This window comes from Paraburkholderia sediminicola, assembly GCF_902859805.1.
Lineage (GTDB): Bacteria > Pseudomonadota > Gammaproteobacteria > Burkholderiales > Burkholderiaceae > Paraburkholderia > Paraburkholderia sediminicola.
The window spans coordinates 247,180-268,606 of the sequence record NZ_CADIKC010000006.1 but is presented as its reverse complement, the minus strand read 5'-3'; the positions used below and the strand labels follow the sequence as shown (position 1 = coordinate 268,606).

17 protein-coding genes are annotated in these 21,427 nt (G+C 60.5%); 7 read left to right on the top strand and 10 right to left on the bottom strand.

All coding sequences use genetic code 11. The features are described from left to right. Positions 1 to 897: a LysR family transcriptional regulator gene (locus tag R8871_RS22125; protein ID WP_175052367.1), complete on the bottom strand. Its 897-nt coding sequence runs from the start codon at positions 895 to 897 to the stop codon at positions 1 to 3. A 177-nt stretch (positions 898 to 1,074) separates the two neighbouring features. Between R8871_RS22125 and tam the strand changes: the two genes are divergently transcribed. Continuing rightward, positions 1,075 to 1,851, top strand: a complete 777-nt coding sequence (gene tam, locus R8871_RS22120) for a trans-aconitate 2-methyltransferase (RefSeq protein ID WP_175052366.1) — start codon at positions 1,075 to 1,077, stop codon at positions 1,849 to 1,851. A 164-nt stretch (positions 1,852 to 2,015) separates the two neighbouring features. Beyond that, positions 2,016 to 2,381 (top strand): hypothetical protein, encoded by a 366-nt coding sequence (locus R8871_RS22115; protein WP_054037539.1) that lies wholly within the window; start codon positions 2,016 to 2,018, stop codon positions 2,379 to 2,381. 94 nt (positions 2,382 to 2,475) lie between these two features. Here the strand turns inward: R8871_RS22115 and R8871_RS22110 are convergent, their stop codons facing one another. The 3 genes from R8871_RS22110 to R8871_RS22100 all read right to left on the bottom strand — a co-directional run bounded on the left by R8871_RS22110 (position 2,476) and on the right by R8871_RS22100 (position 6,613). Beyond that, a complete protein-coding gene (locus tag R8871_RS22110) occupies positions 2,476 to 3,690 on the bottom strand; it encodes a porin (protein WP_175052365.1) in 1,215 nt (404 codons plus the stop codon). 179 nt (positions 3,691 to 3,869) lie between these two features. After that, positions 3,870 to 5,321 (bottom strand): APC family permease, encoded by a 1,452-nt coding sequence (locus R8871_RS22105; RefSeq protein ID WP_175052364.1) that lies wholly within the window; start codon positions 5,319 to 5,321, stop codon positions 3,870 to 3,872. Between the two features lie 293 nt (positions 5,322 to 5,614). Beyond that, entirely contained in the window at positions 5,615 to 6,613 is a 999-nt protein-coding gene (locus R8871_RS22100; RefSeq protein ID WP_175052363.1) for an AraC family transcriptional regulator, read from the bottom strand. 196 nt (positions 6,614 to 6,809) lie between these two features. On the opposite strand from R8871_RS22100, the gene R8871_RS22095 reads away from it, so the two are divergent. From R8871_RS22095 to R8871_RS22080, 4 genes are all read left to right on the top strand, one after another. Next, a complete protein-coding gene (locus tag R8871_RS22095; RefSeq protein WP_175052362.1) occupies positions 6,810 to 8,795 on the top strand; it encodes a primary-amine oxidase in 1,986 nt (661 codons plus the stop codon). Positions 8,796 to 9,153: 358 nt separating this feature from the next. Next, on the top strand, positions 9,154 to 10,314 hold the full coding sequence (locus tag R8871_RS22090) for a hypothetical protein (RefSeq protein WP_175052361.1): 1,161 nt from the start codon (positions 9,154 to 9,156) through the stop codon (positions 10,312 to 10,314). Positions 10,315 to 10,483: 169 nt separating this feature from the next. Beyond that, complete coding sequence (styD, locus tag R8871_RS22085) at positions 10,484 to 11,965, top strand: phenylacetaldehyde dehydrogenase StyD (protein WP_175052360.1); 1,482 nt, start codon at positions 10,484 to 10,486, stop codon at positions 11,963 to 11,965. A gap of 147 nt (positions 11,966 to 12,112) precedes the next feature. Beyond that, positions 12,113 to 13,048 (top strand): LysR substrate-binding domain-containing protein, encoded by a 936-nt coding sequence (locus tag R8871_RS22080; protein WP_175052546.1) that lies wholly within the window; start codon positions 12,113 to 12,115, stop codon positions 13,046 to 13,048. 151 nt (positions 13,049 to 13,199) lie between these two features. Here the strand turns inward: R8871_RS22080 and R8871_RS22075 are convergent, their stop codons facing one another. The 4 genes from R8871_RS22075 to aldA form a co-directional block, all read right to left on the bottom strand. Continuing rightward, a complete protein-coding gene (locus R8871_RS22075) occupies positions 13,200 to 14,861 on the bottom strand; it encodes a GMC family oxidoreductase (protein ID WP_175052359.1) in 1,662 nt (553 codons plus the stop codon). A gap of 89 nt (positions 14,862 to 14,950) precedes the next feature. Further along, positions 14,951 to 16,168: a mandelate racemase/muconate lactonizing enzyme family protein gene (locus tag R8871_RS22070; protein ID WP_175052358.1), complete on the bottom strand. Its 1,218-nt coding sequence runs from the start codon at positions 16,166 to 16,168 to the stop codon at positions 14,951 to 14,953. Next, positions 16,169 to 17,491 (bottom strand): MFS transporter, encoded by a 1,323-nt coding sequence (locus R8871_RS22065; RefSeq protein ID WP_175052357.1) that lies wholly within the window; start codon positions 17,489 to 17,491, stop codon positions 16,169 to 16,171. 159 nt (positions 17,492 to 17,650) lie between these two features. After that, positions 17,651 to 19,075 carry an aldehyde dehydrogenase gene (gene aldA, locus R8871_RS22060; RefSeq protein ID WP_175052356.1) on the bottom strand — a complete coding sequence of 475 codons (1,425 nt, stop codon included), beginning with the start codon at positions 19,073 to 19,075 and terminating at the stop codon, positions 17,651 to 17,653. A gap of 284 nt (positions 19,076 to 19,359) precedes the next feature. Here aldA and R8871_RS22055 point away from each other — a divergent pair, with 284 nt between their 5' ends. Further along, positions 19,360 to 20,517 (top strand): porin, encoded by a 1,158-nt coding sequence (locus tag R8871_RS22055; protein WP_175052355.1) that lies wholly within the window; start codon positions 19,360 to 19,362, stop codon positions 20,515 to 20,517. A gap of 6 nt (positions 20,518 to 20,523) precedes the next feature. Here the strand turns inward: R8871_RS22055 and R8871_RS22050 are convergent, their stop codons facing one another. Together R8871_RS22050 and R8871_RS22045 are read right to left on the bottom strand one after the other, a co-directional pair. Continuing rightward, on the bottom strand, positions 20,524 to 20,889 hold the full coding sequence (locus R8871_RS22050) for an ArsR/SmtB family transcription factor (protein WP_175052354.1): 366 nt from the start codon (positions 20,887 to 20,889) through the stop codon (positions 20,524 to 20,526). Beyond that, a complete protein-coding gene (locus tag R8871_RS22045) occupies positions 20,873 to 21,358 on the bottom strand; it encodes an SRPBCC family protein (RefSeq protein ID WP_175052353.1) in 486 nt (161 codons plus the stop codon). Before R8871_RS22045 ends, R8871_RS22050 begins: the two co-directional genes overlap by 17 nt. Between the last annotated feature and the right edge of the window lie 69 nt (positions 21,359 to 21,427).

The following is a 21,427-nucleotide window of genomic DNA, read 5'->3' as shown; positions in this document are numbered from 1 at the left end:
TCACGCCTTCAACGTCGCCTGCTCGAGAATCATGTCGTAAAGCGCCTGCGCCGCCGGCGACAACTGAGCGGTCTTACGCGCCACGAGCACGAGCGTGCGCGAAACCACCGGGTGCGTGAGTTCGACCGTGCGAACCGTCGGATACGCGCCCTTCTGGATGGCGAGCGCCGGCACGACGGCTGCACCCACGCCCTGAGCGACGAGCCCCACAGCAGTCGAACTGCGCTGCACTTCATAAAACGAGCGCAGCGCCAGTTCGCTCTTTTCCAGCGCGACGTCGAGCAACGCGCGATTGCCACTGACCTCGCCCGCAAAAATCAGCGGATACGATTGCAACTGCTGCCAGGCGATGCGCCGCCGTTTCGCCAGCGGATGATCTTCATGGCAAATCAGCACGTAGCGGTCTTCCGTCAACGGCACGCTGACGAGATCCGGATGATGCTCACCCGCGATATTGATGCCGAACTCCACCTCCCGGCGCAGCACGGCCTCCTCCACCGCGGACGACGCGTGATCGAGAATCTTGATACGGTTATGCGGATAACGCGCGGCATACGCCTGCAGAATGCGCGGTAGATACTGCACGCCTACGGTCGGCACGCAGGCGATCGACACATCGCCGCGACGCGCCACGCCCGTCTCACGAATTTCCACCAGCGCATCGGCAAGCTCGCCCAACAAACGGCGCGCCTGCGGCAGAAAACTGCGCCCTATTTCCGTCAGCGCCATGGAACGTGTGGTTCGCTCGATCAGCGTGACTCCAAGGTACGTTTCGAGCTTACGCAGACGTTGCGTAATGGCCGTTTGCGTGACGTGCAGCGAATCGGCGGCGCCTTGAAAGCTGCCGCGATCCGCAATCGCAACGAACGCCTGTACGCCGAGCGTGTCGATTTTCATTAGAAAAATGAAGGAATTGGAATGATAAATTCATTTTACTCCGCCTTCGCCGCCGCACAGAATGAGCGGATTGGATCGATTCGACACCGCACACACTGCGCGGTTGTCAGCGAAAACGGTCCGGCACTCGGGTGTACCCGGGTGCAATTGGGTGCAATCGGAACAAAGGAGCGCGAGATGACTTCATCGACGAATTGGCAGGCAAAACAGTACGTGTTGTTCGAAAACGAGCGCACGCGTCCAGTCCGGGATCTGCTGGCGGCGATCCCGGCAACGGATGTGCGCGTGGCGGTAGACATCGGCTGCGGCCCCGGCAATTCCACCGAAGCGCTGGCGGCCCGCCTGCCCGGCGCGGCGGTCAGCGGTATGGACAGTTCCGCCGACATGATCGCGGCGGCCATCAAGCGCCTGCCGCAATTCAAATTCGAGGTGAGCGACATCGAAACGTGGGCTGCTCCCGGCCCCTACGGCCTCATCCTCGCCAATGCCGTGCTGCAGTGGGTACCGAATCACGAGCAACTGTTTCCGTCGCTGGTGAAAAAACTTGCGCCGGGCGGCAACCTGGCCGTGCAGATGCCGGACAACCTCGACGAACCCGCGCACCGTCTGCTGCGCGAAATCGCGGCGGACGGCCCGTGGGCGAACAAGCTGAGAGGCGTGGAACGCACCATGCGCTACGGCGCGGACTGGTACTACGCGTTGCTCAAACCGCTGTGCGCGCGGGTCGACGTGTGGCGCACCGTCTACCACCACCCGCTCGCGGGCGGCGCGGACGCGGTGGTCGAATGGTTCAAGGGCAGCGCGCTGAGGCCGTTCCTCGCCGAGCTCGACGACAGCGAACAAGGCGTCTTCCTCGCGCGCTACCGGGATGCAATCGCGCGAGCGTATCCGGCCCAGACTGACGGTACGGTATTGCTGCCGTTCCCGCGGTTGTTTATCGTCGCTACGCGCTAGCGGCGTCAGGCCGCCCGCGGGTTACCCCGCGGTGTTTGAGGTGCCGGAGTCGCCAGGGTCAGTCAGGCATTGCCGCTCGTGAATTCTGCGTGATATTGTGTAACGTAAGCGGAGGGCGGCTTGCCGCCCTCACCGGAACGCAAATTTCAGCAGCGAGCGTCGCCATGAGTGATGTACGCCATCATCTGAGTCCACGGGACCGTTTGGAGCTGTTGTGCTGGCTCACCTGCGGCTGCCTGGGCGCTTATTACCTGAATGAGGACTGGCCTGACGCGGCGTTTCACGTGCAGGCCGCTCATAAGTGGCTCGACTATCGGTCCCGGGAAGCAGACTGGTTGAGCATCGCCAGGTTGTCCGCAACCGCACTGGAGATTGCGCAGCGGCACGCGAAATTTGTCGAGGCCGATTGGGCGCGGGATGCGGTCGAGGAAATTCTCGATACAGACGAGCTCGACCCTCAGGCGCGGCTGGTGAAGCAGGTGCTGGCGGATTGCCAGAACGCGCTCTCGGACAAGCGCCTGGCCGATTAATTTTTTTCCCGCGTGGCACTTTGCGTGAGTCGGGACGCGGCATTGGCTCCGTTGATCGCTCAGGTGATCTGTTCGCCAGCGCCGCGCAGGCAAATTAAAAATTGTGCCTCAAACCCACGATCACGGAGAGTTGTTTGTCCGTGTCCGAATTGACGATATTCGGGATCTGCGCCAGATTCTCCGTCTGCCCCGTCGACGGATTAATCCCCAGCCCCGCGCCGGACGATTTCTGCCCGATCGCCACCGCATAAACCGCCGTCCGCTTCGACAGGCTATACACCGCGCCAAGATTGATCTGGTGCACGCGTGTCGAGGCACTGCCGCTCGGTTTGGCGTCGTTGAAAATATAGGCCAGACCAAGCTGCAAATCCGGCGCGACCATATAGGTCGTATTCAACTCGGCAATGTCGAAAGAGATATCTTGCCCCGCGGGCGTTGCCGCACTCGCGAAATACTGGCTCTGCGATAAACGCGTATGCGTATAGGTAAGCGCCACGCCCGCCTTGCCGAACGCATACGAGCCCCCTGCTCCGAAAATCCTCACTTTGCTCGCCTGTTGCAGCAGACAATACGACGCGTCGGCGTTCGCGCAACTGAAATCGCCGATATACCCGGTCGTGCCGCCCAAGGCCGCCTGCAACGGCTGGTTCAACTCGAGATACCCCGCGCTCAACGACAACGGCCCCTGCGCGTAATTCGCCGCCAGTGCCCAGCCCTTGTTCTGCGAAAAATTGCCCGCCACGCCACCCAGGCTGAACAACCCGCCCACCGTCAAACCACCGAAACTCGGGCTGATGTATTTGATCGAGTTGTTGAAGTTGAACGCTTCGTTGAGGTTGTCGACGTCGCCGAAATGCGAGCCGTACAGCGTCGCCCAGTTATTGCTCGATGCGTACGCCCCCATGTAGTCGGAGAACGGATCGTATTGACGGCCGAACGTCAGCGCGCCGTACGTGCCGTTGTTCAAACCGACCCATGCGTTGCGGTTGAACAGCGTGTTCGATTGCAACATCGCGCCGTTGCCGATCAGAAAGCTGTTCTCCAACGTGAAGTTCACCGTGGTGCCGCCACCGATATCTTCAGCGCCCGTCAAACCCCAACGCGACGGCACCAGATTGCCGCCCGCCAGCTGATAATTCGCGTGGCCGTTGGTGCTGCCGTCGGCGAGCGTCGTCTGCTGGTTGGTGGTGTACACGACGCCGGCGTCGACCGTGCCATAGAGCGTCACCGAAGATTGCGCATGTGCGCCCATCGCGAGGCCGCACGCGGCCAGCGCAAGCGCTGAGCGCTTGACGAATGTGTCTGCCATATTTTTTAGCCGGAAGTTGAGTGGTGAAATCAGCAAGAACTAACAGGACACCCCGAGGACGCCCCGAGCACGGTCCAAACGAACGACACCACTCCGCCGCCGTTCAGGAATGAACGGCAACAGTCGGTCGTTAGAACGTGGCGAGCTGGCGCGCGCTGAGTGTCCTGCGCGCTGTTTGATTACTGCCCGAAGCGCGCGTAGATATCCGGTCGCTTCTTACGCAAGATGAGACCGATCACGACGCCGCAGAGCGCCACCGCGAATACGATCCAGGGAAAAGACTTGACGATCGGGCTATCGGAGCCGCTGAGCGCGTCGAGATTGCGCACCAGAATCACGCCGATATACAGCAGGCCGATGCCACCGACGAGGGGGGCGACGAACGAGTGCCATACACGCGTGTCTTTGCGCGTCTTGCGGAAGAACGCGATGACGGAAAAACTCGTCACTGCCTGAAGCATCACGATGCCGATCGTGCCGAGCGCCGAACTCCAGCTGAACACGATGTTGAACGCATCGCTGCCGGCCGCAATGAAGAGCCCAAGCAGAACGCACACGGAGAGCGTTTGCAGATAGCTCGCCACATACGGCGAACGGTATTTTTCGTGCACGCGGTTCAGCGCTTGCGGCAGGATGCCCTCCAGACTCAACGCATGGATATAGCGCACCAGCGTGTTATGAAACGACAACAGGCTCGCGAAGATACTGCTGAGCAACAGGAAGCTCATCACAGTCGTTACCGCACCGCCCAGGTACTTGCCGGATTGAATGAACCAGAAGTCGCCCGGTTGCTTCGTCGCGACCGCGACCACGTCGTTCAGTCCGTACGCGCAAACAATCGTCCACGTAACGAAAGCGAAGAACACGAGAATCAGCATCACCGACACATACGTCGCGCGTGGCACGGTCACCTTCGGGTCCCGGCATTCCTTGCCGTAAATCGCCGTCGCTTCGAAGCCGATAAACGACGCGAAGGCGAACATCACCGCAATGCCGAGGTGGCCGCTGAACACATGCTCCGGTGTGAACGGCGCGAGCGTGAGGCCGTTCGGGCCACCACCATGCATGACGATCGCAATTGCCAGCAGCAACAGAATGCCAAGTTCGAGACACATCAGCACGCCGAGCAGCCGGCTATTCAGATCGATGCCGCGGATGCCGGTGAATTGCACCACCGCCACGCAGATCAGCGAATAGCCGTACCAGGGCATCGCCGTGTGCAGGACTGGCGAAAGAATCACCGTGCAGAAAAATCCAAACAGCCCGTATAACGCGATCTGGATGAAGGTGTACGACATCAGCGCGACGAGTGCGCCGGCCATGCCTAAAGGCCGGCCAAGTCCGGCGGTGATGTACGCGTAAAACGCACCGGCGCGCACCACATGCCGGCTCATCGACGCGAAGCCCACGCTGAAAATCAGCAGCACAACGCCGGCAATTACGAACGCGCCCGGAATGCCGGCGCCATTGCCCAAACTGATCGCGGGCGGCACCGCGCCGAGCATGCCGGTAAGCGGCGCGGCCGCGGAAATCACAAGAAACACGATCTGCCACAGGCCCAGCGTATTGCCCTTCAGTTCCACGGGATTCTCCGCGTCGACCAGACGGGTCGGAGAGTAGGGTTCATTCATCGCTGCCTCAATTTTGTTGGCTAGTCTGGAACTCGCCTAAACCCTGGAAATACTGGTCCAGACGCTCGCTTAACCGACGTTCGACGTTTCGGTGTGAGCGCATGGTAGGTAGCTAAAAAATAAAGCGACTTCGCGAACTGCGCCAAATTTTCGATAAATTGCGCCAATGCTCGCGAGCGTCTCAGGCACCGCGGTTTGCAGCGAATAGTTAGGAAACGGAAGTTTTTATTTTCGTGTGAGGATTGTGTCCTCACGTGCTTTCAGAATGAAAGCAACTGCGGCGCCGCCACCATTTATTGTTTTTTCCAGTTGCGCGTGGCGCGCCACAGCACGGTTGCGTCGGCATAACCCACAGCGCGAGCGATCGCCGCATTGGTGAGCCCGTCACGTTCCAGCAATCCTTCCACACTACGTTGCCGTTCTTCGCGCACGATCTGCCGCACGGACGTCCCCGCCTCCGCCAGATGCCGCTGTAACGAACGATGCGAGAGCCCGAGATCTTTCGCGATGTCGGCAACGATCAGCTTTTCGTGCGCGAGCCGCCGCGTCACCAGATCGCGCACCTGGTCGGCGATGCTGTGGGGCACCGCATCGCGCGCAATCAGATCGGTGGCATGGCGCTCCATCATGCGCGCCATTTGCGTGTCGGCGCTTTTGAGCGGCGCATCGAGATCCGACGGACGCAGGATCACGCCGTTGAAAGGCTGCTGAAAGCGCACAGGTACACGGAAAATGCGCGCATACGGTTTGATGTCAGCGGGAGCGGCATGTTCGAAATGCACTTCGACCGGATTCCACGCTGCGCCACGCACGGCGCGGATCATATGGCACATCGTCGAAAGGCTGTATTCCGCGTCCTGGCGGCGCGGCCAGATCTGCGGATTGGCGATCTGATAGGTCCATACCGGCCACTCGCCATCACGCAGCAACTCGCAGGTCGTGGTGTTCTGCCACGACGCGAGCGCGAGCGAGAACTTGCGCACGGCCGCGTTCAGGGTTGGCGACGATAGAAACACGAGACCTGCCGGCCCGAGTTCAGTCACCTGCAATTCGCTGCCCAGACGCAAGCCGAGCAACGGTTCGCCGAGTACTTCGGCCGCGCGCTCAAAGGCCGCCACGTAACGCGTCAGCGGCAGGATTTCATAGGGATTCGACAGGAGCTTGCGGCTCATGCCGAACGCTTCGAGCAGCGCGTCGCAATTGGCGCCGGATGCATCGAGTGCGCGCACAACCGGCCCCATGACCGCAGCGCGGATCATCGGGAAACTACCGTTGAGCGTGACTTTTTTCATGCTGAGCGTCTCCTCTCAAGTCTTCGCTGATGTGCTGCAGTGTCTTTCCTCCTGGCGCACTTTATCGTTCATTTGGCGCGATAAGCAAGCGCGAAAATATTATTGGGTTCCTACGATTTGCCATCGACTCAGCGTTCGACGCGTTTCACCCAGCCTCGCACGCAGTCCGGTCCAGCACACTCCTTACGGGAATCTTATGAACACGAATGCCACGAAAACCGCACACGCCCCCGTTCATCCGCTCGATCCGCTGAGTCCGGATGAAATGCAGCTTGCCTGCGATCTCGTGAAGGCCGCCGAAAATCTCGACGGACACGTGCGCTTTCCGATGGTCGAATTGCGCGAGCCGCCGAAGGCCGAAGTGATCGCATTCAAGGCCGGCGAATATTTTTCGCGCACAGCGTTCGTCCTGGCGATCGATCGCACGAATGGCACGACCACCGAATTCCACGTGGACCTGAGAGAGAAAAAAATTGCCTCGCGCAACGTGCTGCCGTTCGATCAGGCGCCCTATGGCCAGCCGCCGATCATGATCGAAGACTTCATGAACGCCGAGCAGATCGTCAAAAGCGACGACGCATGGCGCGTTGCGGTCATGAAGCGCGGCCTCACCGAGAAGGATCTGGAGCGCGTCCAGGTCGATCCGTTTTCCGCCGGCTGCTTCGACCGCGAAAACGAGAACGGCCGCCGCCTTGTGCGATGCGTGAGCTACTACCGCGAGACCGTGACCGACAACGGCTATGCGCATCCGATCGAGGGCGTGGTAGCGGTGGTCGATCTGCTCGAGAAGAAAGTGATCGAACTGGTGGACGACGGCCGCATCATTCCGATTCCGCGCGCGACGCACAACTACGACACGCCGAGCCTCGGCAAGCCGCGCAACACGCTCAAACCGCTGTCGATCAGCCAGCCCGAGGGCCCGAGCTTCAAGATCGACGGCTGGCACGTGAGCTGGCAGAACTGGAGCTTCCGCGTCGGCTTCACGCCGCGCGAAGGCCTGGTGCTGCATCAACTGTCATGGGACGACGGCAAGAACGCGCGGCCGATCATCTACCGTGCGAGCGTGACGGAGATGTGCGTGCCCTACTCCGACCCGAGCACGAATCACTACTGGAAGAGCGCATTCGATGCCGGCGAATACGGCCTCGGCAAACTGGCGAATCAACTCGAACTCGGTTGCGATTGCCTCGGCACGATCCGCTACTTCGACATTCCTTCCGCCGACGATTTCGGCAATGCGTTCGTAATGAAGAACGCCGTGTGCATGCACGAAGAGGACTACGGCACCCTGTGGAAGCACTACGAGTTTCGCACTGGCGTCTTCGAAATGCGCCGCTCGCGACGCCTCGTGATCTCCTTCTTCGCGACGGTCGGCAACTACGACTACGGCTTTTACTGGTACCTGTACCAGGACGGCACGATCCAGCTCGAATGCAAGCTGACCGGCATCGTTCAAACCTCGGCGGTGGCTGACGGCGACACATATCCGTGGGGCGGCATGATCACCGAGAACCTCGGCGGCCCGACCCACCAGCACTTTTTCAATGCACGGATGCACATGATGGTGGACGGCGAGCGCAACACCGTGAGCGAACACGAATTCGTGCCGCGTCCGATGGGCGAAACGAATCCGTATGGCAACGTCTTCGACACCACCAAACACGTCTTCAAGACCGAGAGCGAAGCCGCACGTCTCGCGAACGGCCGCACCGGGCGTTACTGGAAAGTGACCAACCCGAACGTGAAAAACACTGTGGGCGCGAATCCTGGCTACAAGTTGATCGTGAACGACTCCCCGCTGATGCTGGCCGACGAGCGCTCGAAGGTCCGCCAGCGCGGCGGCTTTGCGACACGTCACGTGTGGGTCACACCATTCGATCCCGCCGAGCGCTACGCGAGCGGCGACTATCCGAACCAGCACGCGGGCGGTGACGGCTTGCCGCGCTATATCGAGGCGAACCGCAACATCGAGAACGAGGACATCGTCTTGTGGCACAGCTTCGGCCACACGCACGTGTGCAAGCCCGAGGACTTCCCCGTGATGCCGGTGGAATACGCCGGGTTTATGCTCAAGCCGAACAACTTCTTCTCCGCCAACCCGACGATGGACCTACCGTCCGAGCGTGACCAGAACAGCGTTGAAGACGGCAAATCCGCGGATCATGGCTGCTGCAAACGCTGATTCGATGACGCGTGACGCGCGGCGTGCTGCTGCAGGCGTGGCCGATGCTGCATACGTGCGTCCCGCGATTTCGTGCAGCGTGATACGCCGACTGACCTCAAGTGAAGACAGCGTGGCACGCATGCCGATCGCGGGCGAAGGCAGTTCGGCACACGGGTGGATTGCGCGCGCGAGGGGCACCGTACGTGGATCAATTGCAAGCGTGGGTTGCGCTGCACACCGGCTAATTGTGAGCGTGGGTGGCGCGACGCGCGGGCTAATTGCGAGCGTGGGTGGCGTGACGCGCGGGTTAATTGCGAGCGTGGGTGGCGTGACGCGCGGGTTAATTGCGAGCGTGGGTTGGGCAGCAGGTTTGCTGATGGCGAACGTGGTGGGCGCAACACACCGGCCAATTGTGGGCATGAGTAGCGCGACGCGCGGGCTAACTGCCGCCGTAAGCAGCACGGCCTGTGTGTTGCTCGTGAGCGGCGCCGCGACGCTGGTGACTCAAGCCGGTCTTAGTCAACGAGCCAACGCGCTGTGGATGAGCGCGTTGGCGTTGGCAACGATGACGATCGTACCGTTGTTGATGTCACGCGTATCCAGGGCGCACACGACGCTTGCGACGGCTGCGACGCTGATTGCCGCAATGAGTGCAATGGGCGTGATGCCAACGTATTTGAGTGGATTGGAGCATTCCACCACGATAGCTGGGTTGTTTGTGGCGGTGGGTGGCGTGTTGCTGCTGTATGGGCAGTATCTTGCCGGCGCGTCAGCCTTGCGTCATGAGGATTTCGATCCGCATCAGTACGCGAATCGAAGCACGGACCAGCCGACCGGAGCCATCCACGCAATCGGTACGACCGCGCTGCTCGCATTGCTTGCAGGCATATCGAGCGGCAGTCTTGCACGTTTCCAGTTGTTTGCGATTTGCGGCGTGAGTAGCACCCAGCCGACGTGGCAGATCTTGCTATCGGCGGGTGCCGTTTGCGCACTGGCGTTCATCGCCGACCGTTCCGGCAACAACAACCGGATGTTGATTGTGCTGTACGTGCTACGAGCAGCGGCAATTGGAGCTCTCGCACTTGTAGACAGTCCAACGTTGGCACTACTCGCAGCAAAGATATTCCTGGTTCTCGACTGCCTGACAATTCCAGCGCTGATGAAACAGCCGGGCAAATCACGCAGCGCATTAAGCGCGAGTTGTCCTGGAGCGGCACACCACATCGGAATGGTATTGGGCGCAACGTTATCGACGACGCCTTACTTTTTCGGTGACGGATTCATGATTCTGTACGCACTAAGCGTGATCACGAGCCTGACCTGTGCCGGTACGTTAGCAATCAACTGGCTCGAAAGAAAGCCGTTCCTTAAGCATCCAAACCATCACCACCGCCAGACAGACTCTTCCGACGAGCACAAAGTGCGAGTCGGGAAGTATGACTCCCTTGTCACGAGCGCCGAATGTGGGAGAACCCAGATTCCAGATGCACCACTACCCGATGCAAACCACGGCGCCCGCTTAGCAGGAGTGGTTTGAGCCGCTTTCTTTTGCCTACTTTTCTTTGCGGCAAGCAAAGAAAAGTAGGTGCCGCCCCGCACAGGGGCAACGCTAATAGACCACGAACAAAACAAGGAAAGGCACCGCCGCAGGCAAGCAGCAGAACAGACCGCAACAGCACCAATCCACCCCCGTCGGAGACAAAACCATGCCCGAACAAAAAACCCAAGCAGCGCAGCTACCCACCACCATGTTCATCAACGGCGAAAAAACCCCAAGCGCCGCAGGCAAAACCTTCCCCATCTACAACCCAGCGACAGGCGAAGAACTAGCCCACCTCCCAGACGCATCAGAAAACGACATCGACCACGCGGTCAAAACTTCAAGAGCAGCCTTCGAGTCAGACACCTGGCGCAGAATGCCGCCAGCCACCCGTGAACGCCTGCTACTAAAACTAGCCGACCTGCTAGAACAACACACAGACGAACTAGCCACATTAGAAACCCTGAACCAGGGAAAACTAATAGCCTTCTCAAAGATGCTGGAGGTTTCAGGCAGCGTCCAATGGCTGCGCTACATGGCCGGCTGGGCCACCAAAATCGAGGGCACAACTTTCGACCTGTCGATCCCCTTCCCACCGGGCACCCGCTACAACGCCTCAACAAAACGGGTTCCGGCGGGTGTAGTCGCCGCTATCGTCCCGTGGAATTTCCCGCTCCTGATGGCAGTCTGGAAGATCGCCCCAGCCCTCGCATGCGGCTGCACCGTCGTGCTGAAGCCAGCGGAAGAAACGCCACTCACGGCAATTCGCCTGGCCGAACTGGCCCATGAAGCCGGCTTCCCCCCGGGCGTATTCAACGTCGTCACAGGCCGCGGCGAAACCGCCGGCGCAGCGCTAGTCAAGCATCCACTCGTGAACAAGGTCACCTTCACGGGATCGACCGAAGTGGGCCGCATCATCGGCCGCCAATGCGCTAGCGATCTGAAACGAGCATCGCTGGAACTGGGCGGCAAGAGCCCCGTGATCGTGCTGGACGATTGCGACCCGAAGAAAGCGATCGAAGGCGCGGCCGGCGCGATTTTCTTCAACCACGGACAAGTCTGCACTGCGGGTTCCCGCCTGTACGTCGCGCGCTCGATCTACGACGAAGTGGTGCAAGGCATCGCCGCAGTGGCCGATGGAATCGCCTTGGGTTCCGGTTTCGATGCTGCAACGCAAATGGGACCCATGGTTTCCGCACGGCACCGCGACAAGGTCATGGGAATGATCGCGCAAGGCCGCCAGGAAGGCGGCGAAATTCTGTCGCGTGACGCGGCCGTTGATGCAGACGGCTTCTTTGTCCGCCCGACGGTCATTGCCAATCGCGCATGCAAGCCGCTTTCCGTAGTCAGGGAGGAGGTATTCGGCCCCGTGCTGGTGGCGATGCCCTATGACGATATCGATGAGGTCCTGACTCAGGCCAACGCATCGGAATACGGTCTCGGCGCGAGTGTGTGGACAAATCAGCTCGACAAGGCGTTGAGGCTGGTTGACGGCATCGAAGCGGGAACCGTTTGGGTCAACACGCACAACATGGTCGATCCCGCCATGCCGTTCGGCGGGTTCAAGGCGTCCGGAATCGGACGCGAGCACGGCAAAGCCATTGTGGATGCTTATACGGAGAGCAAGTCGGTCTGTATCGCGTATTGACCGGTCGCTGCACGTCTTGCGGCACGAACGCATCGTCGCCACAAGACGTGCAGACCTATAACGCATCGAGGGCAACACAGTAAAATAGCGGGCACCCGCGCCGCCGCGCGTCAGCCTACCCTTAGGTGCCCCACCTTGAAACGCAAAATGCCCGCGCTGAACGCGCTGAAAGCCTTCGAAGTCGCCGGCCGCACGGGCAGCTTCACGCGCGCAGCCGAACTGCTGAACGTGACGCAAAGCGCGGTCAGCCGGCAGGTCCGCCAACTGGAAGCCCAACTCGGCGAGACGTTACTCCAGCGTCACCATCACCACCTCGAACTCTCGGCCGCCGGCCGCATCCTCCTGCAAGCACTGCAGCAATCATTCGACCGGATCGAGCTTACGGTGCGCAGCCTGCAGGAGAAAACCCATCGCAACCGTCTGCGTATCAACGCGCCACCCACCTTCACGAGCCGCTGGCTGATGCCGCGTCTCGGACGTCTGCGCGACGCGCATCCGCATCTCGAACTCAGCCTGTCGACCCGCGTCGACGACAATCTCGCCGAATCGGGCGTGCTCGACTGCGCCATCCGTTTCGGCAACGGCGAGTGGGAAGGCTTCGACAACCGCCTGCTGATGAACGAACGGCATATCGCCGTCTGCGCGCCCGCGTTGCTCGCGCGCCAGGCCGGCCGCGCGGCCATCGATCTGAATCAGTTCACGCTATTGCACGTGCTCGCGAGCGCCGATCAGCGTTATCTGACCTGGCAGCATTGGTTGAAAGCCGCCGGTATCGAAAACGTCGATACGCGCGGCGGGTACGAATTCGATCTGCTTGATCACGCGATCCGCGCGGCAATCGACGGGCTTGGCGTGACCATTGCCGATCGTCACATGATTGGTCGCGAGCTGGCGGAGGGGCAGTTGGTACAGGTGCTCAATGTCCACGTCGACGGCCACCAGTCGTATTGGCTCATCACGCGCGCAGGGCAGGACGAGTTGCCGCACGTCGCGCTGTTCCGCGAATGGTTACAGCAGGAAATCTGGTTGACCGAGCGCGCGCTCGATTCGTCGGAGTCAGCACAGTCGGGCGCAGCGGATTGATGCGGATGCAATTCGTCTGAGTGCCGGCGCGTAGGCGACCCCGGTCCATACGAGCCATCCCGATGCCGCGGTGCATGACGCAAAAAAACGCGCCGATTGCATCGTATCAGCGCGTTTTTTCTCTACACCGTTAAAGGTGACTTTCCACCGGTCAGGCGGCCGCAGCCAGCTCCGCTGCTTCGGGTTTAAAGGCGGCTTCGACGGCCGCATCCATCAGAATCATCTCAGCGCCCTTCTCTGCCACCATCATCGTCGGCGCATTGATGTTGCCCGACGTGATGTTCGGGAAGATCGACGCATCGACCACGCGCAAGCCGGTAATGCCGTGCACCCGCAAGCGCGCATCGACCACTGAAGTGCGCGGGTCGTCGCCCATCGCGCACGAGCCGCACAGGTGATAGATCGAACCCGATTGTTCACGAAAATACTGCAGGAAGCCTTCGCGCGTATTCACCTGCGGCCCAGGCGAGATTTCCTCGACCGTGATCTCTTTCAACGCCGGCGATGCCATCACCTTGCGCACCAGTTCGCAACCCTGGATCACTTCGTCGATGTCTTTCTCCGTGGTCAACGCGTTGATGCGGATCTTCGCGGCATCCTCCGCACGGTTCGACGCGATCTCGATCGAACCGCGGCTCGTCGGCCGGCACGGGTTAAATGCCAGCAGGAAGCCCGAATACGGCTCGGGTTCCAGATTCGCCTTGTTGCTCTTCGGAATCCTGTACGACAGCGGATTGAAGTACAGCTGCAGATTAGGCTGCGCTTCCTGATCATTACCCTTGAAAAAGCCGCCCGACTGGTTCACGCTCATGGCGAGCGGCCCCTTGCGCGTCAGCAGATACTGCAGGCCGAGCTTGAGCTTGCCGAGCAACGGGCGCAATTCGTCGTTCAACGTCTTCACGTTCGCGCGATAGTAGAAACTCACGCACAGATGGTCCTGCAGATTCTGGCCCACAGCGGGCAGTTCCTTGACCATCGCAATGCGATGCTTTGCGAGCAATGCGCTGTCGCCGACGCCCGAGAGTTGCAGCAGCTTGGGCGAATCGACCGCGCCCGCCGACAGGATCACCTCACGGTTCGCCATGAACTGCCGCGTCGCGCCGTTCTGCGTCACGGTGACACCAATGGCCCGCTGATTGCCGTCGAATAGCACGCGGCTGGCGAGCACGTCACGTTCGACCGTCAGGTTCTTACGCGTCAGAACCGGATGCAGATACTCGAAGCTGCTCGACGAGCGTTGCCCGTTGCGGGTATTTACGTCGTAGATGCCCGCGCCTTCGAAACGTTCGCCGTTGAAGTCGTCGCTGCGCTTGTAGCCGGCCTGGTCGCAGCCCTTCAGGAACACGTGGCAGATCGGATGAACGGCATCCTTCATCGGCGAGATACGGATCGGGCCGTCCGCGCCGTGATACTCCGTGTTGCCGAGCGGATGCGATTCGAGCTTGCGGAAATACGGCAGCACGTCGCGAAACGCCCAACCCGGGTTGCCCGCCGCGGCCCAGTCGTCGAAATCATGCGGCTGGCCGCGCACGTAGATCATTGCGTTGATCGAGCCGGAACCACCCTGCACCTTGCCGCGCGGGCAATAGATCGGCCGGTTGTCGAGTTCCTTTTCGGGCTCGCTGTAGTACATCCAGTTATAGGTTTCGTTGTAGTACGTCTTGGTGAAACCCACCGGGATCTTGAACCAGAACGAGCTGTCCTTGCCGCCCGCTTCGAGCAACAGCACTGAATATTGGCCCGACGCCGAAAGGCGATTGGCAAGAATGCAGCCCGCCGAACCCGCGCCGACGATGATGTAATCGTAGTTCATGCTCTATGTCGCCAAGCGGCGCCCAATCCATTGAATGCGTAAAACGGCCTGAAACCCGCAGGTTGCAACCCGGCAGCTTTAGCCCGGCCTCAACCCTTGGCCGGCGCGAGATCCTTCACGTCGGCAGGAAGTGCTGCCATCTGCAGATGCAGACGCTCGCCGGTGTACGGCGTGTGTTGCCGAACGACGTCCATGTTCAACTCCACACCCAGACCCGGTTCCTGCGAAGGAATGATGTAACCGTCTTCCCATTGAATCGGCTTCTTCAACACCGCTGCGTGGAAACCGTCCCACGTGCCGATGCTTTCCTGAATCAGGAAGTTCGGCGTGCAGGCTGCGAGCTGAATGCTGGCGGCAGCACCGATCGGACCGTTGTACAGATGCGGCGCGATCTGCGCGTAATACACTTCGGCGATCGCCGCGACTTTCTTCGCTTCCAGCAGACCACCCACGCGCGCCACGTTCAGTTGCAGAATCGATGCCGCGCCCGCTTCGAGCAGTTTGAAAAATTCATACTTGGTGGTCAGGCGCTCGCCCGCCGCAATCGGAATGCTCGTGTGCTGCGCGACCTGCGCCATTGCACCTTCCTGCCCCGGTGGCACCGGTTCTTCGAACCACAGCGGATCGTATTTCTCGAGCCGTTTGGCGAGCCGGATTGCCGAGGACGGCACCATCTGCCCATGCGTGCCGAACAGCAGATCGGCCTTGCTGCCGACGGCTTCGCGCACGCGGCGGCAGAAGGTCTCGCAGCGGTCGAGCACTTCCATCGACAACTGGTGGCCCGAATAAGCCGTGTACGGACCGGCCGGATCGAACTTCACCGCAGTGAAACCACGCTTCACGTTCTCAACCGCACATTCGGCGGCGAGATCGGGATCGTCGTAGTCGTATTCGCCTTTGCTGTTCTTCGGATACAGGTAGGTGTACGAGCGCAGACGCTGGTTCACCATGCCGCCGAGCAGTTCATACACCGGCTTGTTCGCCGCCTTGCCGATGATGTCCCAGCACGCCATTTCCAGCCCGCTGACCACACCCATCATCGTCAGATCGGGGCGTTGCGTGAAACCGCTCGAATACGCTTCGCGCCAGAGCCGTTCGATATGATGCGGATCCTTATCGAGCAGGTAGCGGCCGAATACATCGTCGATGATGTGGGTCATCGCTTTCGGATGGAACGTCGCCGAATAGATTTCGCCGACGCCTTCAATACCGCAATCGGTTTTGAGCTTGACGAAGATCCAGTACATGCCGCCCACGTGCGGCGGCGGTACGGCGACGATATGCGTTTCGAGCGAGACGACTTTCATTTACGCAACCCCTTTCCTGTTAAGCATGTTTCTCAGCGCGAGGCCGGCAAAGCCGCCGAGCGCCGCCATTCCGGCCACATAGCCGAAGTAAAGCTGATAACCGAAGACGCCCGGGAAGTTCTGCGTCAGATAGCCGTTGATCAACGGCAGGAACACGTCGGGCGAATAACCGAGTACGGAGATCAGGCCGATAGCGAGGCCCATCGTTTCGACGGAAATGTTGCAGCGATCCAGCAGCGACCAGTAGAGCCCGCGAATCGCGTAAGTCAGAATGCCGATGAAGAGCACGAGGAACACGAGCAGCACGTGGCTCGAAATACGCGGTGCCGCCATCAAACCAAGCAGCGACAGTGCGGCGAGAAAGAGCGCAATCACCAGCACCGAGACTTTTGAATAACGGTCGCCGAGAAATCCACCGCCGATGCCGCCGATCGGGCGCATCCACAGCTTGAGCGTCGTGATCGTGCCGGCCATCACCACCGTCAAGCCAATCTCGCCTTCATGCAGATACGCGGAGAAGCTGTAAGTCGCCCAGAACACCTGATAACCGCAGAACACGATAGCCGCGACCAGCCACAATTCAGGAATCGATGCGAGCGTTTTCAGATCGACCAGCACGTTGCTGCGTTTCTTCGTGGCTCGGTTGGCGGCCGCGTCCCTGGCGCCTTGCGGATCTTTGACAAGCGCAAGCACCACGCCAAGTGCGATGCACAGAAACGCGTACATGTAGACGACCAGCTTGAAACCCGCCGCCACCGGTTCGCCTTTGGTCTGCGTGAACCAGGCGAACAGCGTGATTGCGATCGTCGCGAGCATGGCTTCGATCAGGCCACGCCCACCATCGAGCAAACCGAAGAAACGGCCCTGCTCGTGCGTGCCGGCGATCATGGTCACGCGCTTGATGACGGCTGCCCAGAAGGTCAACCCGGTCGACAGTCCCCAACCGCCGAAAATCAGCATCAGCATCTGGAACGACGGCGCGGTCGAATACCACAGGCCGAGCACGCCGGTTGCGATCAGCGAAAAGCAGATCAGCAGACGCGGCGCGATCCGGTCGGCGAGCCAGCCGCTGGGCAAGTAACTCAGCAGAAAGATCGTGCCGAGCGACGAATACAGGTAGCCGAGTTGACTATCGGTGATGTGAAACACTTCGAGCATCGTCGGCTGATAGACCTGCCGCAGATACAGAATCGGGTAAATCGCGCCGGCTGCCACGACCAGCAGCATGAGCTGGATGTAGCGTTGCGCCTTGTTGGCTTGCAATGCGGTTTCCGCGGCGCTTGCGGCAAGCGAAGCGGTGGTTTGAACGGGTTGAGATGACACGTGAGCGCTCCTGGAAGACACAGCGCCGGTTCTTCGGGCTGCCGGGTCTTCAAATATTTTTATAAGTGCAGCGGATTTGCTGCGTTTCTGCGGGTTTCAAATCACCGCGTGCCGTCTACTCCGAATCGCGCGGCACGCGGCTGTTTCAGCTTTTCAGCTTTAGTACTTCATGACCACGAGACGGGTCTGCGTGAATTCGAGCATGCCGTGCTTGCCGTCGTCGCCGCCGAGACCCGAGCGTTTCCAGCCCGCGTGAAAACCTTGATACGGATCGGCCGGCGTACGGTTCACATACAACTCGCCTGCCTCGATGCCGTTGGCGATCTTCATCGCACTGCGGTAGTTCTCGGTATAGAGCACCGACGACAGACCAAACTGGTGGTCGTTGGCCATCTCCAGTGCTTCGTCGAGCGTGCGGTATTTGACGACCGGCATGATCGGACCGAAGGTTTCTTCCTGGATGATTTCCATGTCCTGACGGCAGTTCGACAGCAGCGTAGCCGGATAGAAAAAGCCTTTGCCTTGCGGCAGCTTGCCGCCGGTTTCGAGCGTGGCGCCTGCAGCGATTGCGCGTTCGACCATGCCGTGAATCGACTGGCGCGACGCGTCGTTGACGAGCGGCCCCATCAGCGACGGCTGTTCGCTGCGATCGCCGCTTTCCACTGCGCTCATGTGCTTCTTCAGCAGCGCGACGAAACGATCATGCACGCTTTCCTGCACATAGACGCGTTCGATCGCCGTGCAAAGCTGCCCGCAGTGAGTGGTTTTGGAGGCGACCAGATCGCGCGCGGCCTTCTCCAGATCGGCATCGGCCTCGATGATCGCCGGCGTCTTGCCGCCCAGTTCGAGCGACGGCTTGGCGATGTTCGTCTTGCAGTATTCGAGCACCTTGCGGCCCGCGCCGACGCTGCCGGTCAGCGTGATCATGCCGACCTTCGGATGCGTGCAAAGCGCCTCGGCGGTTGCGTGATTCATCGCGAGAATGTTCACGACGCCGGCCGGCAGTCCGGCCTTCTCTACCGCCCTGGCGATTTCGAACGCGGAGGTCGGCGTGTTATTGCTCGGGCGCACCACCACGGTATTGCCGGCGATCAGCGCGGGCGCCACCTTGCGCATGAACGTATAGACCGGGTAATTGAACGGGATCAGGCACGCGACCACGCCAATCGGCTCGCGATGCAGCACGAGGTTTTCGTCGGGCGTGTCGCTCGGAATCACCTCGCCTTCGATGCGGCGCGCCCATTCGGCGTGGTAACGGGTGATCTGGCCGGCGTAGATGGCTTCGTTGGTGGCGTCGGCGACGCTCTTGCCTGACTCCAGCGCGAGCGCCGCGCCGATGGCGGGCGCGCATTCGGTGAGCGCGTCGGCGAGCTTGTGCAGATAGACCGCGCGCTCGGCCGAAGGCAGCTTGCGCCAGCCCTTCTGGGCGGCCGCTGCTGCGTCGACCGCGGCGATGGCCTCGGCTTCGGTGGCGCCCGTGACGTGGGCAATCACGGCTTCGGTGGCGGGGTTGGTGACGGCGATGAGCTCGTCGCTTGCCGCGTCGATAAAGCAGCCGTTAGCAAAATTCCGATCGAGTCGCATGTCGTCTCCTGAAAACCTGGTGCGGTGGCGCATTGCCTTCGGCTATCGCCTTCATGCCAAAGGTGCATGACCGGAATTTTTCTCTCCGTGACGGCTCGCCACAAGCGAATAATTCGCGGGACAAACATTCGAAAAAATCACGTTTATCCAGGGATGTGCCTCATACGCGAATCTCATCCCGAATAGCAGAATCCGGGCTTTGCCAATAAGCAGCGGCCTTTGCAAGCGGTCGAACCCCCATTTCGAACCACGGGGCCGCTCATTACCAAAGTCTGGAGCTCACAATGAAAAAGAATGTCATCGCCACCGCCGCCTTCACGGCACTCACCTCGCTGGCGGCCCCGTCCGCCTTCGCGCAAAGCAGCGTGACCCTGTACGGCGTACTGGATGAAGGCATCGACTACACCAACAACGCCGGGCACGGCGCGGTCTGGGAAATGGCGAGCGGCTATGCGCAAGGCAGCCGCTGGGGCATGAAGGGTTCGGAAGATCTGGGCGGCGGCATGAAGGCCGTGTTTCAACTGGAAAACGGCTTCGACGTGAGTTCGGGGCGGCTCGGCCAGGGCGGCCGCATGTTCGGCCGCCAGGCCTATGTGGGCTTGAGCGACAACCGGTTCGGGACCGTTACGCTCGGGCGCCAGTACGACTCGGTGGTCGATTACCTCGCGCAGACCACCGCCAACGGCAACTGGGCCGGCTACCTGTTTGCGCACCCGTACGACAACGACAACACGGACAACTCATTCCGCCTCGGCAACAGCGTGAAGTACGCGAGCCCGGAAATCGCGGGCTTCCAGTTCGGCGGCGTGTACAGCTTCAGCAACGACACGAACTTCGCGAACAACCGCGCCTACAGCTTCGGCGGCCAGTACGCGAACGGCGGACTGCTGATTGCGGCCGCGTACCTGCAGGCGAACAATCCGGGCGCAGGTTCCACCGGCGCGATCACGGCAAACGACGCGAGCTTCATCGCCGGGCGCATGCGGGTGTTCGGCGCCGGCATCAACTACACGTTCGGTTCGGCGACAGCCGGTTTTGCTTACACCAACTCCAACTATAAGGACCCGACCGGCAACGGCTATATCGGTGTCCCGCTGGCGGCATCGGGTGTCAGCCTGAATACGCTGAAATACCAGAACTTCGAAGTGAACGGCAAATATCAGTTCACGCCTGCCTTCTTTATCGGCGCGCAGTATGTGTACACGATGGAGAACTACGACGCGTCGACGGGCAGCGTGAAGCCGAAGATTCACTCGGTCGGTGTGATGGCGGATTACAACCTGTCCAAACGCACGGACGTTTACGTGCAGGGCGAGTATCAGAAGGTTGCGGGCGACTCGACCCACTCGATTCTCGACGACGCGTTCATTCCGGGCGTGCAGGCGCCGTCGTCAACGGGGAATCAGGTGGCCGTGCGGGTTGCGCTGCGGCACAAATTCTAGGAAATTTCACTCTTCCACCGCGGCCTTCAATCTCAGCAGCGCGTGATCCCACTGCTGCGAGATCGCGTCAAGCGCGCGCCGCGCTTCTTCGAGGTGCGCCGGTTCGAACGCCCATAAGCGTTCACGGCCCACCTTGACGTCGCGCACCAGGCCCGCATTGGCAAGCACCTGCAAATGCTGCGTGACCGACTGCCGCGTAATCTCCGTACCGGCGGTCAACTGCGCAATCGACATCGCACTGCCCGCGCACAACACGGCGATCAGACGCAGTCGCGTTTCGTCGCCGAGCGCCGCAAAAATCTGCGCGGAACTTCGCAGCATGGCCGCCTTCACCCGCGCATTGCCGGCAGCCGGCTTATCCCTTGGCGACATGCTTTTCGATGTTGACCAACTGCTCTTCCCACCCGCCGTTATTCATGCGAAACGCTTCCGCGCGGCGTGCGGCCGGAATCTGATCGAAGCCCGATTCGACCACCCGCAGCAACGTGCCTGAATCGACCTCGCTCAACTCAAATACGACCAGCGTGGTGGGCTCGGGCGAGTAGTCGACCGACACATCGACCGCGGCCGGATGCCAGCGAAACGACAGATGATGTTCCGGTTCGACGCGCTCGACCAGCACATCCATAACGAGATGTTCGTAGCCCGGATAGGTGATGTTGCCTTGCACGGACTGACCGGCGACAAACTGTTTGCCGTTGAAATCCACGCAAAACCATTTGCCAAATTCCTCGGCGTTGGACACCGCGCGCCACACTCGCGAGCGCGGCGCCTTCAGCAGAATCTGTTTCTCGATGCGGTCAGTCGAAGCATTATTGAGTGTGCCAGATGAGATCGTCATATGCAGCCTCCTGACTGCATATTAGGCTTGCGTCCGACAACATGCAAGTATTCGCCTGCGTATTTTCTG